The following is a 14958-nucleotide window of genomic DNA, read 5'->3' as shown; positions in this document are numbered from 1 at the left end:
TTCATAAATTTTATTTTGGGAATAATTTTTAATATATTCCTACAAAGTATAAGTTATTATAGCATAATTATGGAGAAAGTAAAATGAAAATCGCGTAAAGTATAAAACGTTTTAAGGGTAGCCATGGCCGTTTTAATTATGATATAATATTTACTGAAATGCTTAAATTTTTATATTGTGAAAATAGATTGCATTATTTTCACGATGAGAAAAGCCATCGCCCAGGCGGTGACAAAGGAGGGCTTGGAATGATTCAGTTATATGATGGAGGCGCGTACCTGGTTCACGGGACAGATGTCGTACCGGAACAGGATGTGGCCAAACTCAGACAGCTCACAGGCAAGACTATTTCGAAAGAAGAAGGGCGGAAGGGGACCATCGCCTATTCTATCTTGAAAAATCACAATACATCAGGGTCCATGGAACACTTGAAGATCAAGTTCGATGCCATGGCTTCCCATGACATTACCTTTGTCGGCATCATCCAGACGGCAAAAGCCTCGGGAATGGAAAAATTCCCGCTCCCGTATGTGCTGACAAACTGTCACAATTCGCTCTGCGCCGTCGGCGGTACGATTAATGAAGACGACCACGTCTTCGGCTTGTCGGCAGCCAAGAAATATGGTGGCATCTTCGTTCCGCCTCACGTTGCCGTCATTCATCAGTACATGCGTGAAAAGATGGCCGGTTGCGGCCGCATGATCATCGGTTCCGACAGCCATACGCGCTATGGCGCCTTAGGGACCATGGCCGTCGGCGAAGGCGGCGGCGAGCTGGTCAAGCAGCTCCTGTGCGATACCTATGATATCGCCTATCCTGGCGTCGTCGGCGTCTACTTGACGGGGAAACCGAGCCCGGCCGTCGGCCCTCACGACATTGCCATCGCCATCGTCGGTGCCGTCTTCAAGAACGGCTATGTCAAGAACAAGGTCATGGAATTCGTCGGTCCTGGCGTCGCTTCCATGACGACGGATTACCGCAACAGCGTCGACGTCATGACGACGGAGACGACCTGCCTGTCGTCGGTATGGCGGACCGATGAAGACACGAAGGCCTATTTGACCCAGCACGGCCGCGGCGATGCCTATAAGGAATTGAATCCGGCCGACGTCGCCTACTATGACGGTATGATTTACATCGACCTGAGCACGATCAAGCCGATGATTGCCATGCCCATGCATCCCAGCAACGCCTTTACTATTGATGAGCTCAATGCCAATCTGGAAGATATCCTCCACGAAACAGAAGAAGCCATCAACGGCCGCATGAGCAATAAAGATTTGAAATACAGCCTGACCGATAAGATCCAAAAAGGGAAACTCCAGGTCCAGCAGGGCGTCATCGCCGGCTGTGCCGGCGGCAACTACAGCAATGTCATGGCTGCCGCCCACATCCTGAAACAGGCTTCCTGCGGCAATGGCAACTTTACCCTCGATGTCTATCCGTCGTCGCAGCCGGTCTACCTCGACCTGGTCCGCAAAGGTGCTGTCGCTTCCCTCTTGGAAGCCGGTGCCATCTTCAAGACGGCTTTCTGCGGCCCCTGCTTCGGCGCAGGCGATACGCCGGCCAATAATGCCTTCAGCATCCGCCATACGACGCGTAACTTCCCGAACCGCGAAGGTTCCAAGCCGGGCAACGGCCAGTTCGCTTCCGTCGCCCTCATGGATGCCCGTTCCATCGCCGCGACAGCAGCCAATGGCGGCGTCCTGACGTCGGCCGAAGGTTATATGGACGACTACGTCGAAACACCTTACGATTACGATGACCAGCCCTATGCTACCCGCGTCTACCAGGGCTTCGGCCAGGCCGATGAAGGCGCTTCCCTGGTCTATGGCCCGAACATCAAGGATTGGCCGGACATGGAACCCCTGGCCGATTCGGTCCTGCTCAAGGTCTGCTCGAAAATCCTCGACCCGGTCACGACGACAGACGAACTCATCCCGTCTGGCGAAACGTCGTCGTACCGGTCCAATCCCCTGGGCCTGGCGGAATTTACCTTGTCCCGCCGCGATCCGGAATACGTCGGCCGGGCCAAAGCCGTCGACAAAGTTGAACGGGCCCGCCTGGCCGGCGACTGCCCGGCCGGTGTCGATCCGGCCTTGAAAGACGTCTTTGCCGTCTTGCGCGCTCATTTCGGCGACGTTTCCATGAAAGACGTAGAAATTGGCAGCATGATCTACTGCATCAAGCCCGGCGACGGTTCGGCCCGCGAACAGGCTGCCAGCTGCCAGCGCGTCCTCGGCGGCCTGGCCAACATCTGCCAGGAATATGCGACCAAGCGCTATCGTTCCAACGTCATCAACTGGGGTATGCTGCCTTTCCAGATGGAAGGCGAACCGGACTTTGAAATCGGCGATTACATCTATGTACCGGACATCAAGAAATCCCTTGACGGCGACATGAAAGCCATCAAGGCCTATGTCGTCGGCAAGGACTTGCGCGAATTGTCGCTGTACATCGCTCCCATGACGGACGATGAAAAGAAAATCGTCAAAGCCGGCTGCCTCATCAATTATAATAAAAACCGCTGATTCATTCATCGAAACTGTCGGGAAAAGCGCGGATTCCTTCTTTGGGTGACGTGTGGTAGTGATTTTTCCAGGCCCGGTAGAACGTCGAATAATTGGTGAATCCGCAGTCATAGCAGATTTCCGTCAAAGCCCGCCCCTCCTGCATGAGGTGGCGGGCTTTTTGCAGCCGTTTCGTCGTGATGTAGCTGGCGGCGGTCATGCCCGTTTCAGCCTTGAAGAGGTGCATGAGGTAATCGGGACTCATGAAAAAGGCCGCGGCCAGGCTGGAAATGGACAGGTCGCCGCTCAGGTTTTCTTCGATATAGGCCAGGATGCGGCGTATCTTCTCATTCTGATGGCCTTTTTGGACGACGTGGAGCTTGTCTTTCTGCAGGGCCCGCGTCAGGTGGATCATGAACTCCGTAAACAGCGTTTCCTGCAGGAGCGGGCTTTCCGGGCCCATGTCGGCCCAGGCCCGGCGCAGGCGGCACGATACATTGTATAAATTGTCCGCTTCCTGGGGCTGGCGCAGGATGGGGGCGTTTTCCCGCGTGAATATCTGCCCGGCCGGACAGCCGCGGCGTTCATAGCCCTGTAAATAAGATGGAGAAATATAGGCTATGATGCGTTCGTAGACGGCATCGCCATAGATGATGGGGCGGTGGATCCTGCCGGCCGGGATGACGACGATGTCGAAGGGCTGCAGGTCATAAGCCGTCCCTTCCACGTCATACGACACATGGCCCCGGAAGAAAAGGGTAATCTTGTCGAAGTCGTGATAATGATAGGGGCAGGTCCACTGCCGCTTGTCCGAGAGATGGAAGAGTTTCAGTTTTTCTGCTAAATAACCGGTTTTCTGAGCCATGGCCGTGTCACCTCGCCTGATATGCGTATAACAGGATTTGCAATATAAACAGCATTATTTTCATATATTTGCCACTTTCCGCTATTGTATAATAACAACTGTAAGGATTCAAGTAAGCAATGAAATCAGAAATAGATATTTTTTATGGAGGACTCAACTATGAAATTCGTAAAAATGCACGGTTTAGGCAATGACTTCGTCTTTTTGGAAGATAAGAACGGCGCTGACAAGGATTTTTCACAGCTGGCCATCAAGATGTGCGCCCCTCATACGGGCATCGGTGCCGACGGCATCATCGTCATCGTGCCGAGCGATAAAGCCGACGTCCGCATGCGCATCATCAATGCCGACGGCAGTGAAGCAGAAATGTGTGGCAACGGCATCCGCTGCTTTGCCAAATACGTCTACGACAACGGCATCATCGACAAGAAAGAATTTGCTGTCGAAACCCTGGCGGGCATCATGAAACCGAAAGTCACTGTCGGCGACGACGGCAAAGTCAGTCTGGTCACGATCAACATGGGCAAACCCTTTACCGACCGCGCCCAGATTCCCATGGAAGGCCCGTCGGGTCCGGTCATCGATGAACCCATCGACATCGACGGCAAGACCTATAAGATTACCAGCCTGCTCATGGGCGTCCCCCACACCATGACTTACGTCAAGGATGTCGATGCCGTCGATCTCCATGAATTGGGCCCGAAATTTGAAACGTATAAAGCCTTCCCGCGCAAGACCAATATGAACTTCGTCCAGGTCATCGACGATCACACCATCAAAGTCCATACGTGGGAACGCGGTGCCGGTGCCACCCTGGCTTGCGGGACCGGCTCCTGTGCCTGCGCCGTCGGCTCCTTCCTGAACGGCTTCACCGGCCGCAGCGTAGACGTCCAGCTCTACTTGGGCACGCTGCACATCGAATACAACGAACAAGACGGCAACGTATACATGACCGGCCCGGCCGCCGTCACCTTCACCGGCGACTGGCTGGAAGACTAGCGCTTTGGCAGAAAACGGTTTCTGACGTTGGCCATGAGCTGTTTTTTCCCATCGTTTGTCGTGGGTCGTGGCTCGTTTGCCGTTGTAGGGGGGCACGCGGGGCGCCCGCGGGAATCCTGGAGATATCCTCATATGTATTTACGTGAAACTTCGGCAAACGAACCACGCCAAACGAACCACGAAAAAGGGCTGCTCGCTTATGCGACAGCCCTTTTTCATTTTACCAAGGGAGGTTTTCACTATTGGAAATGCATGATATACAACGCGGCGCCTTTATCGACAGGCCCAACCGCTTCATCGCCCATGTCGCTTTGGATGGGGATATCGTGACTTGCCATATGCCCAATCCCGGCCGCATGTGGGAACTGCTCTTTCCCGGCGTCGCTGTCTATGTCCGGCCGGCAGCCAATCTCAAGCGGCGGACGGCTTACGACGTCGTCGGCATCGAGCGCGACGGCATCCCGATTCTGCTCGATACGCAGTACAATAATGATACGGCGGCCTGGCTGGTCCAGGAACACCGCATCCCCGGCTGGGAAGACTGGGACCTCATCCGCCGGGAAGTCACCGTCGGCGACAGCCGCTTCGACCTCCTCCTGGGACGGGGAGAAGAACGCTTTTTCGTCGAAGTCAAGTCGTGTACCCTTTTCAGCCGAAACGGCGCCATGTTCCCCGATGCCGTCACCGAACGGGGCCGAAAGCATATCCTGGAACTAGCCGCCATGAGTCGTCAGGGCATCCACACGGGCGTCTTGTTCCTGGTCCACTGGAATCGGGGCCGCTGGTTCCTGCCGGACTACCATACGGATCCGGCCTTTGCCCAGGCCTTTTATGAAGCGGCGCCGCACTTGGACTGGAAGGCCCTAGCCCTGCACTGGGATGGCTCGTTTTCAAGGCCCGGCGTAGCCGGCGTCCTGACCTATCCCCAGGCCATCCTGGAACGGGAAAACCATGACAGCGGTGATTATTTATTCATCCTTCACCTGGCAGATGCGAAGGATATCGCCATCGGTTCGAAAGGGGAGTTCCCTTTTCCTGCCGGCTATTACGTCTATACCGGGTCGGCCCGGAAGAACCTGGCTGCCCGTCTGGCCCGTCACAGCCGCAAGCGCAAGAAGATGCACTGGCACATCGACTACCTGCGCCAGGAAGCCGACGTCGTCGCCGCCCTGCCCGTCCGGACGGCGGATGACCTGGAGCACGACCTGGCCCGGGCCGTCGATGCCGTGGCAGACTGGCATATCGAGGGCTTTGGCTGTACCGATTGCGACTGCCCGTCCCATCTCTTCGGGTTTGCCGAAAATCCCATCCATTACCGGCCTTTCATCCAGGTCATCGAAGACTTCCGCATGAACCGCCTGGCCTCGTTGATGACCGATACAGGCGCTTTCGTGAAAAAAGACTAGTCAGGCCCGTTTTTTATGCTATAATGGGGTAAATCGAGATTTGCTAGGGGGAGATAAAGACATGGAACGCTCACAAGCATTGGCTTTATTGCAGAAATATAATCAGGAGCCTTTTCACATCATGCATGCCCTGACCGTCGAAGGCGTCATGCGCTGGTATGCCCAGGAACTGGGCTATGGCGATGACGTCGATTTCTGGGGACTCGTCGGCCTGCTCCACGATGTGGATTTTGAAAAATATCCGGATCAGCACTGTAAAAAGGCACCGGAATTACTGGCTGAAATCGACGCCGACGATGCCTTTATCCATGCCGTCGTCTGCCATGGCTATGGCATCTGTGTCGATGTCGCACCGGAGCACTTGATGGAAAAAGTCCTCTATGCTGCCGACGAATTGACCGGGCTCATCTGGGCGGCTGCCAAAATGCGTCCGTCTAAGAGCACGAAAGACATGGAAGTGAAGAGTCTCAAGAAGAAATTCAAAGACAAGCGCTTCGCTGCCGGCTGTTCACGGGACGTCATCAAGCAGGGGGCAGAAACCCTGGGATGGGACCTGAACGACCTCTTTGAAAAGACGATTTTAGCCATGCGCTCTTGTGAAGACGGCGTCCGCAAGGAATGTCTGGAACTGACAGGCGTAGAAGAATAATTAGGAGGAAAACCACTATGAAATTACGTAAAATGATGATGACCACCGTAGCCGCAGCTATGCTGACCTTCAGCGCTGCCGGCGCTTCTTTCGCATCGGGCCTGGGCACGATCAATGCCGGTGCCCTCTTGCAGCAGCATCCGCAGTACGCGAAGACCATGGCTACTTGGCAGTCCGATGTCAAATCGGCTCAGCAGGATTTCCAGAAAGAATTGAAAAAGACCAGCGATAAAAACGCGCAGCAGGCACTGGTACAGAAATACAATACGAAACTGAACCAGCAGCGCATTGCCCTGTTCTCGCCCTTGGAAAAGGATATCCTCGCTAAGACCCAGGCCGTCCAGAAAGAAAAAGGCCTGGACTACGTCGTCCTCTCGGGCTCCGTCGTCATCGGCCAGTCCCAGGACATCACCAAAGACGTCGCTGCTAAACTGAAATAATCCCAGTTTTTAAATTTTTAATCATCCGCTAGCCACTAACAACTAGCCACTAACCACTCAAAAGGGACTTGTCGCATGTGCGGCAAGTCCTTTTGCATTCATGGAATTTCCAAAACGGGCAAAAAGCGCAAAGGTTGTCTTAGGACGTTGTCTTTTATTCTCATTGGTTCTCACGTATGATGAAGATACGAAATGAGTCATTCGGAAACCAAAAGAAAAGGAGAACACGTATATGGATATTGTTGCAATCGTCCTAAGTTTATTTTTGCTCGTAACATTTGCTTATCGCGGATTCTCGGTCATTCTCTTCGCACCGATTTTCGCCCTCTTTGCCGCCAGCTTTTCGGGGCTGCCGATTTTACCGGGGTATACGGAACTGTTCATGGCTAAGGCCGTTACCTACATTAAGTCCTTCTTCCCGGTCTTCCTCCTCGGTGCCGTCTTCGGCAAGGTCATGGAAGAAACGGGCATGGCCCGCAGTATTGCCATGGAAACCATCAAGCTCCTCGGGAAAGATAAGGCTGTCTTCGCCGTCGTCTTCGCCTGCATGATCCTCTGTTATGGTGGTATTTCCATGTTCGTCTGTGCTTTCGCCGTCTATCCCTTCGCTGCTGCACTGTTCCGCGAAGCCGATATTCCTAAACGCCTGATTCCGGCCTGCTTCGTCGCCGGTGTCTTCACGGCTACCATGGACTGCTATCCTGGTTCGCCGCAGATCCAGAACATCATCCCGACGATTTATCTGGGAACTACGACTTTTGCCGCTCCTATCTTAGGCTTGATTTGCGGTACCTTGCTGATTATCCTCTGCTTCATTTATCTTGAATTCCGCCGCAAACAGATGGCCCGTTCCGGCGAAGGCTATGGCAACCATACCCTCAATGAAACGGTCATCGATCCGGAAGCTTCTCTTCCGCCCTGGCAGTTGTCCATCATCCCGCTCATCGTCGTCCTGGTCTTGAACTTCTACTTCTCCATGATTTTCCAGTGGGATGATGCCTTACTGGAACCGTTCCGCGCCATGAATGTGCCTCTCCTGGCCAAAGGCGTCCACAACGTCGTCGCTATCTGGGCCCTGGTCCTCGGCCTCTTGGCGGCTATCATCATCGCCGCTGCAACGGGCCGCAAGTTCATGTCCAAGAACACCAGCGTCAAAGCCGCTCTCAATGCCGGCGCTTTAGGTTCTCTGCTGGCTATCATGAACACGGCATCGGAAGTTGGCTACGGCAACGTCATTTCGTCCTTGCCGGGCTTCCTGGAAGTCGCTGATGCCCTCCTCGGTATCGGTCAGGGCATGCCGCTGTTCAACGTCGCCTTGATGGTCAACATCCTGGCTGGTATCACCGGTTCCGCTTCCGGTGGTCTGAGTATCGCCCTCGATATCTTTGGCCAGCACTTCCTGGCTGAAACGGCTGCCGTCGGCATCCCGGCTGAAGTCGTCCACCGTATCGCGGCCATGGCTTCCGGCGGTATGGACAGCCTGCCCCATAACGGAGCTGTCATCACGACCCTGGCTATCTGCGGCCTGACTCATCGCGAAGCCTATAAGGATATGTTCGCCATTACCCTCTTGAAAGTATTCGTCGCCTTCTTCGGCGTATTCTTCTACATGTTAACTGGTATTGTATAATTTGGTGGGACTAGCGCATGAAGGTATATGTTCATCATGCGCGGTCCCTTTTGCTTTATAGTTTTTAGTATAGAGTTTGTAGATAGGGACTTTAAATTTAAAAACCTTCACTAAAAACTACAAACTACAAACTTAAAACTCAAAAGGGGCTGTCGCACGTGCGACAGCCCCTTTTTCATTTCCCTTCTTTCAAATCATCGGCACAGACTTTGCCGATACGGGTGAGCAGGTTCAACACTTCTTCCCGTTCTTGGGGTGTGAATTCTTTGAAGACCATGTCATTCAGTTCTTCGATGCGTTTCTGGACCGGTTCTTTGATGGCCATGCCGGCAGCCGTCGGTTTGACGCGGATGCTGCGGCGGTTGTTGGGGTCGAGGATGCGGTCGATGAGGCCGCGTTTCTGCATGCGGTCGAGGACGCCGGAAATGGTGGAGTTTTCGACGCGCAGGATGTTGGCGATTTCCTTCGGCGTCAGTGTTTCATGTTTCCAGAGACAGGCCAGGACACCATACTGGCCGGGCGTGATGCCGAATTCCGACAAGTTCTCGGAGAAAATCAAAAAGACTTCGTGTTGTGAAATGGTTAGCAAAAAATTGATGCATCTCGTGTAATCCACAGGATATCTGCCTTCCTTCTAAAAATATTTCGTATTACCAATTACTATATATTTTATCATATTTTCGTATATATATCTATTGTCTTTTTAGAAAATGCAAGAAAAAACGGCAGTGTGTGGTAATTCCCTGGCAAGTGCCGTATAATGGATACGAAAACAGAAAAGGAAGGAACACCATGAAACGCAAGCAGATCTTTGGCTTTGATTATACCAACAACGAGTACATGAAGATCTTCATGTATCTCCTCGTCGGCGGCTCAGCGGCTTTATTGGAATGGACGCTCTTTTATATTTTCTTCAGGCTGTTGTCAGCCAGTGCTGTCTTTTCCATGCAGACCCAGACTGTCCTGGCGGCGACGACCCTGGCCTTTGCCACGTCGACGCTGTATCACTACATCCTCTGCAACCGCTTCGTCTTCGACAGCGGCAGCCGCTATCATCGCGGGACGGAAGTGTCCCTGGTCTTCCTGGTCAGTGCCATTGGCCTGGGCTGGAATCTCCTGCTCATGTGGCTGTTCACATCGCCGGCTATTTTAGGCCTGAATCCGATGGTGTCGAAAATCATGGCTAGTGCCATCGTCACCGTTTGGAATTATGTATCGCGTAAAAAATGGATATTTAAATAAGGGGGTGTCTCTATGGCACGAGCAGCGCGGATTATGGAAATTTTACAGGATATGATTCATATTGACAGTGAAACGAACACGCTCAAGGAAAGGCAGATGGAAGGCTATCTGCAGCAGTTCTTCTCTCACCTCGACGGCGTCGTCAGCGGCCTCATCCATGTGCCCGACGATAACTGCCAGCGGTCTGTCGTCTACGGCCTCGTCCGCGGCAGTACGGCCCATACGGTCATTTTCATGAATCATCACGATGTCGTCGATGTCGAGTCCTATGGCTATCTGCGGGACCAGGCTTTTGACCCGCAAGGGCTGTATAAGGCGCTGGAACGGGCGCCGCTCAGTGAGGAAGTGCGCCGTGACTGGGAAAGCGGCGAATGGCTCTTTGGCCGCGGTGCCTGTGACATGAAGGGCGGTGCGGCCGCGCAACTAGCCGTCTTTGAGGACTATGCCTTCCAGCCGGGACAGGCCAGCTTGATTTACTTATCCCTGCCCGATGAAGAAACGTATTCGGCCGGCATGCGGACGGCCATTACCTTGCTCAATGAACTGCGTTCTTCTTATGATTTGACCTATGACATCCTCATCGACAGCGAACCGAACCATAAGGAGCAGGGCAAGCTCGTCGCCTATACCGGTTCGGTCGGCAAGATACAGCCTGTCGTCCTAGTCCAGGGCAAGCCTGTCCACATCGGCTGCTATGATAAGGGCATCAATCCCGTGGGCATCCTGGCCCACCTCATCGCGGCGACGGAAGGCAGTCCGGACCTGACTGACTGCTGTGATGGCGAACAGACGCCGCCGCCGGCCTGGGTCTATCTGCGGGACCGCAAGGAACGCTATGACGTGACCCTGCCTCAGCGGGTGGCAGCGGCCTTGAACCTGCTGACTTACGACAAGACGCCCGATGACGTCATGTACGTCCTGCTGGAAGAAACGCGGCGGGCTGTCCACGACCTGCAGCAGACCATGGGCAGTGATTTGCCTGTTTCCGTCTGCAGTGCCGATGAGCTCTTGCAGCAGGCTTCGGCTTATCCCGGTTTCGACGTCTTCTATGAAGCGGCCAAACAGGCTTCTTTCGTCGCCTTGCAGGAAGGCAGCAGTACTTATGTCGAAGAGACGATACATCTCTTGGAGCAGATCCTCGATTTCACAGGCATGACGGCGCCCATGGCCGTCGTCGCCTTTGCGCCGCCCTATTATCCGGCGGCTGACAGCCTGTCGTTCCCGACGCCGGCCTTTACGGGCCTGCTGGAAAAAATCCCGACTCTGATGGATGTCCGCTTCGACCGCTATTTCAACGGCGTTTCCGATTGCAGCTACTGCTGCGTCGACCCCGATTTCGATGAAAGTATGGTCGAAAAGAACCTGCTCCTCTGGGGCAAGGCCTATCCCTTCGACTTGGACAGTCTGAAAAAATTACAGATTCCCTTCCTCCTCCTGGGCCCATGGGGTAAGGACCTGCACGAAGGGACGGAACGCGTCCATATCGACGGTGTGAGCCGGAAATTGCCGCATATCCTGGACGCCATCATTTCTTACGTCGGCCGGGAATAATCATAAAAGTATGGGAAATAGTCCTGATATGACTAAAAATCATGAAATAGTGTGACGCACTTGTGACAAAGATATGGTATACTAAAACATAATAATGTCATAGGTGGCACTATTAAATATCAATAGGAAGCTGGGATTATGATGAAAAAGAAATCTTTAGTACTGGCTGCAGTCATGGCAGCCTGCGCTACTTCCTTTGCTTTCGCTACGCCGCAGACGCAGTGGAACCAGGGACAGTGGCAGCTCGATTTAGGCGCTTGGAACCCGAAAGCTTCGGTTGATTAATAGAAAAAAAATCTTGCCAAACTTCGTTTTTCACGATATAATAATGTAGCTAACTTAATAAAAGTACTGGTGCGTGGTAATCCGCCGGGGCTTGTGCAATGGGAATCTATGAACCTTGTCAGGTCCGAGAGGAAGCAGCAATAAGTAGACATTTCCATGTGCCACGAGGAAACCTGGCGGGTTATCATACACGAGTACTTTTCAGTTGGTAAAAGCAGCGGTTAGCTGCTTTTTTTCGTATACGGAAGGGAAAGACTCATGGCATATATTGCATTATACCGCAAATGGCGGCCGAAGGATTTTGAAGATGTCGTCGGCCAGTCCCATATCACGGAAACCCTGCAAAAAGCGATAGATACGGACAAAGTAGCCCATGCTTACTTGTTTTCCGGTCCCCGCGGGACGGGCAAGACGAGCACGGCTAAAATTTTTGCCCGGGCCATGAACTGTGTCCACGGGCCCACGTCCCACCCGTGCAATGAATGTGAAGTCTGCCGCCACATCATGAGCGGCGAGTCCCTGGATGTCGTCGAAATCGATGCCGCTTCCAACCGCAGCATCGAAGACATCCGCACCTTGCGGGAAACGATTAAATTCATGCCGGCTGAAGGTCATAAGAAGATTTACATCATCGATGAAGTCCATATGCTGACGACAGAAGCTTTCAATGCCCTTCTGAAGACCCTGGAAGAACCGCCGGCCCATGTCATCTTCATCCTGGCGACGACGGAGCCGGAACGGATTCCCATGACTATCTTGTCGCGCTGTCAGCGTTATGAGTTCCGGCGCATTACCAGCGAGGATATTGCCAAGCGCCTGCTCTATGTGGCCGGACAGGAACAAATCGACCTGACCAAGGGGGCGGCTCATATCCTGGCCGTCCAGGCCGACGGCGGCATGCGCGATGCCTTGAGTATGCTCGACCAGTGCGTCAGCAACACGAGCGGTACCATTGACGAAGGCGTCGTCCGCGATTTGCTAGGCCTCATCGGCAAAGACTGGCTGTTTTCCCTGGCTCAGGCCATTTTCGATGGGAAAGGCGATGTCATCATCAAGGCTGTCGACGACGTCATCCATATGGGCAAGGAGCCGCGGGTCATCTTGATGGAGCTGCTGGCTCATTTGCGGGCCGTCATGCTCTGCCAGGCCGCGTCATCTTCCGATACCCTTTCGGCTTACGACGACTGCCTCGACGAGTTGCGTAAACAGGCTGGCGAATGGACGCCAGCGGCAGTTTTTCAAGTCCTGGCCATTTTACAGCAGGCACTGCTGACGGCCAAGACGTCGCCGGTTCCGCGCATTGCCGTGGAAATGGGGCTGCTCATGGCAGCGCGGCAGCTGAATCAGCCGCCCGTTGTCCCCGTCGCAGCGGCTTCTGCCGCCAAGGCTCCGGCTAAACCGGCTAAAACTGCTGTGGCAGAAAAGCCGGAAGTCGTCCCAGTTCCGGAAGAGGACGATTACAGCGGCGGCTACGGCCTGGAAGAAGCTGTTCCCTTTCCGGAAGAAGAGTTTACTTCACCTGGACCCACCGTTGGCCAGGCACCGGTACAGGAAGCTGCGGCCGCTATGCCCCAGCCTGCTCGTCCGCCTGTGCCACCGGCACCGCCCCGGCCCGAACCCGTGAAGGCGGCCGCTCCGGCTGCGAACGTACCCGCTCCGGCACCGTCCCCGGCAGCGCAGCCTGTCGCATCGGCCGAATACCAGGACGTCTGGAAAAAGATGTGCGCCATTCTTGATAAAGAAAAGAAGAAAGCCGTCTTGTCCTGTATTCGCAACGGCCGCGTCGTTTACATCGGCGAAGGCCAGGTCATCGTCGCCTTTAAGACGGCCTTCATGGTGAAAAGGGCCAACCGGGAAGATTACTATAAGTTTACCGATGCTGCCTTATCCCAGATACTGGGCGGCACGTACCACATGCAGGGCTTTTTGGAAGGTGATGCCGAACTGGATGGGTACGAAAAAAAAAAGAGTAACCTGACCCGGCCGGCGGAACCTGAACCGCTGCCCGAAGAGGATATTCCAGTTCCTGCGCCATCTCAAGAAGCAGCTAGTTCCAGCGATGAAACGGCATGGCAACCGGCTTCCATCGAGGATATGGATGAAGCCGAACGAGCCGCCTTGGGACCATTGCTTAAAAACGTAGGAGACTGTAATATATATATAGAAAATAAAAAATAAGTTTACACAAAATTAGGAGGAAAACAAATGTTTGGTGGAAATATGCAAGGTATGATGAAGAAAGTACAGAAAATGCAGAAAGAAATGAAGAAACTGCAGGAAGATTTGAAGAAACGCACTGTCGAAGCGACCGTCGGCGGCGGTGTCCTGACCATCGTCATGAACGGTGAAAAGAACGTCGAAAGCGTCCACATCGACCCGAGCATCATCGACCCGGAAGACGCTGAAATGCTGGAAGACCTCATGGTCGCTGCCGTCAATGAAGCCAACAAGAAAGTGGACGATATGATGGCTCAGGAAATGAGCAAGATCACCGGTGGCATGCACCTGCCGGGCATGTTTTAATGGATACGCCATTAGATAAGCTGACGGAAGAGTTCCGCCGTCTTCCCGGCATCGGCGTCAAGACGGCACGCAAGCTGGCTTACTATATCGTCCAGCAGCCGGCCAGCCGTGTCGACGAATTTGTCGATGCTATCCGCGATGCCAAAGCGAATATGCACTTCTGTTCGGTCTGCTTCAACTTATCGTCCCAGGATCCGTGCCCGATTTGCAGCGACATCAGCCGCGACCGCTCGACGATCTGCGTCGTCGAAACGCCGCAGGATGTCCAGGCCATTGAACGCAGCGGCGATTACCACGGCTTATATCACGTCCTGCACGGGGCCTTATCGCCTTTAGACGGCGTCAACGTCGAAGACCTGCGTATCCGCGAGCTCCTGCAGCGTCTGGGGAATACGACGGTCAAGGAAGTCATCTTGGCTACCGATCCTGATGTAGAAGGCGAAGCGACGGCGTTATACCTGGCCCGCCTCATCAAGACGGCCGGCATCCGCGTGACCCGCATTGCCCGCGGGCTTCCCATGGGCGGCGACATTGAATATGCTGACGAAGCGACGCTGGCTGGTGCCGTTGCCAATCGGCAGGAAATGTGAGGGTATTATGGAATATCTATGGATAGCCGCAGGCGTTTTTGTCCTGTTCTTAGTGCATAAGCTCATCTTGGCACCGATGCGCCATTTATTGGTCAATGTCGTCGTCGGCCTCATCGTCCTGTACGGCGTCAACCATTTTGGCTATCTTTTTGGCTTCCAGCACGTCCCCATCACCATCGGGACAGGCCTCATCATCGGCCTGTTCGGCTTGCCCGGGGTCGTACTGGTTACCTTGTATTACACGTTTTTTTAACCTACGCGAAGAGGG

15 protein-coding genes and 1 other RNA gene are annotated in these 14958 nt (G+C 53.8%); 14 read left to right on the top strand and 2 right to left on the bottom strand.

The features are described 5' to 3' along the window. The first annotated feature begins 248 nt into the window (after positions 1–248). Entirely contained in the window at positions 249–2531 is a 2283-nt protein-coding gene (locus tag ACFWUB_RS06100; protein WP_353804295.1) for a hydratase, read from the top strand. A gap of 1 nt (position 2532) precedes the next feature. Here the strand turns inward: ACFWUB_RS06100 and ACFWUB_RS06095 are convergent, their stop codons facing one another. Continuing rightward, complete coding sequence (locus ACFWUB_RS06095; RefSeq protein ID WP_320801526.1) at positions 2533–3375, bottom strand: AraC family transcriptional regulator; 843 nt, start codon at positions 3373–3375, stop codon at positions 2533–2535. A 159-nt stretch (positions 3376–3534) separates the two neighbouring features. Between ACFWUB_RS06095 and dapF the strand changes: the two genes are divergently transcribed. From dapF to ACFWUB_RS06070, 5 genes are all read left to right on the top strand, one after another. Beyond that, positions 3535–4374: a diaminopimelate epimerase gene (dapF, locus tag ACFWUB_RS06090; RefSeq protein ID WP_036205034.1), complete on the top strand. Its 840-nt coding sequence runs from the start codon at positions 3535–3537 to the stop codon at positions 4372–4374. A 248-nt stretch (positions 4375–4622) separates the two neighbouring features. Continuing rightward, positions 4623–5780: a DNA/RNA nuclease SfsA gene (sfsA, locus tag ACFWUB_RS06085; RefSeq protein ID WP_416184390.1), complete on the top strand. Its 1158-nt coding sequence runs from the start codon at positions 4623–4625 to the stop codon at positions 5778–5780. 61 nt (positions 5781–5841) lie between these two features. Then, a complete protein-coding gene (locus tag ACFWUB_RS06080) occupies positions 5842–6429 on the top strand; it encodes a domain HDIG (RefSeq protein ID WP_020309826.1) in 588 nt (195 codons plus the stop codon). Between the two features lie 17 nt (positions 6430–6446). Continuing rightward, positions 6447–6869 carry an OmpH family outer membrane protein gene (locus ACFWUB_RS06075; protein WP_020309825.1) on the top strand — a complete coding sequence of 141 codons (423 nt, stop codon included), beginning with the start codon at positions 6447–6449 and terminating at the stop codon, positions 6867–6869. Between the two features lie 232 nt (positions 6870–7101). Beyond that, complete coding sequence (locus ACFWUB_RS06070; RefSeq protein ID WP_416183650.1) at positions 7102–8499, top strand: GntP family permease; 1398 nt, start codon at positions 7102–7104, stop codon at positions 8497–8499. Between the two features lie 175 nt (positions 8500–8674). Here the strand turns inward: ACFWUB_RS06070 and ACFWUB_RS06065 are convergent, their stop codons facing one another. After that, on the bottom strand, positions 8675–9115 hold the full coding sequence (locus ACFWUB_RS06065; protein ID WP_036200818.1) for a MarR family winged helix-turn-helix transcriptional regulator: 441 nt from the start codon (positions 9113–9115) through the stop codon (positions 8675–8677). A 176-nt stretch (positions 9116–9291) separates the two neighbouring features. Here ACFWUB_RS06065 and ACFWUB_RS06060 point away from each other — a divergent pair, with 176 nt between their 5' ends. The 8 genes from ACFWUB_RS06060 to ACFWUB_RS06025 all read left to right on the top strand — a co-directional run bounded on the left by ACFWUB_RS06060 (position 9292) and on the right by ACFWUB_RS06025 (position 14943). Next, the gene (locus ACFWUB_RS06060; RefSeq protein ID WP_020309822.1) at positions 9292–9741 is read left to right on the top strand and encodes a GtrA family protein; all 450 of its coding nucleotides are present in this window, start codon (positions 9292–9294) and stop codon (positions 9739–9741) included. A gap of 12 nt (positions 9742–9753) precedes the next feature. Continuing rightward, complete coding sequence (locus tag ACFWUB_RS06055; RefSeq protein ID WP_416183649.1) at positions 9754–11292, top strand: M20/M25/M40 family metallo-hydrolase; 1539 nt, start codon at positions 9754–9756, stop codon at positions 11290–11292. A gap of 138 nt (positions 11293–11430) precedes the next feature. Beyond that, on the top strand, positions 11431–11577 hold the full coding sequence (locus ACFWUB_RS06050; RefSeq protein ID WP_416183648.1) for a hypothetical protein: 147 nt from the start codon (positions 11431–11433) through the stop codon (positions 11575–11577). An 11-nt stretch (positions 11578–11588) separates the two neighbouring features. Beyond that, an RNA gene (gene ffs / locus ACFWUB_RS06045) (signal recognition particle sRNA large type) lies at positions 11589–11791 on the top strand. 44 nt (positions 11792–11835) lie between these two features. Further along, positions 11836–13755 (top strand): DNA polymerase III subunit gamma/tau, encoded by a 1920-nt coding sequence (gene dnaX, locus ACFWUB_RS06040; RefSeq protein WP_416183647.1) that lies wholly within the window; start codon positions 11836–11838, stop codon positions 13753–13755. A gap of 27 nt (positions 13756–13782) precedes the next feature. After that, positions 13783–14100 carry a YbaB/EbfC family nucleoid-associated protein gene (locus tag ACFWUB_RS06035; RefSeq protein ID WP_014015445.1) on the top strand — a complete coding sequence of 106 codons (318 nt, stop codon included), beginning with the start codon at positions 13783–13785 and terminating at the stop codon, positions 14098–14100. Then, the gene (recR, locus tag ACFWUB_RS06030) at positions 14100–14690 is read left to right on the top strand and encodes a recombination mediator RecR (RefSeq protein ID WP_014015444.1); all 591 of its coding nucleotides are present in this window, start codon (positions 14100–14102) and stop codon (positions 14688–14690) included. Before ACFWUB_RS06035 ends, recR begins: the two co-directional genes overlap by 1 nt. Before the next feature lie 7 nt (positions 14691–14697). Further along, entirely contained in the window at positions 14698–14943 is a 246-nt protein-coding gene (locus tag ACFWUB_RS06025) for a pro-sigmaK processing inhibitor BofA family protein (RefSeq protein ID WP_014015443.1), read from the top strand. Positions 14944–14958 lie beyond the last annotated feature (15 nt).

It is taken from the genome of Megasphaera sp. (genome assembly GCF_047831605.1).
GTDB lineage: Bacteria > Bacillota > Negativicutes > Veillonellales > Megasphaeraceae > Megasphaera > Megasphaera intestinihominis.
Note: the sequence above shows the minus strand (reverse complement) of the source record. Positions and strands in the feature narration are given on the sequence as shown.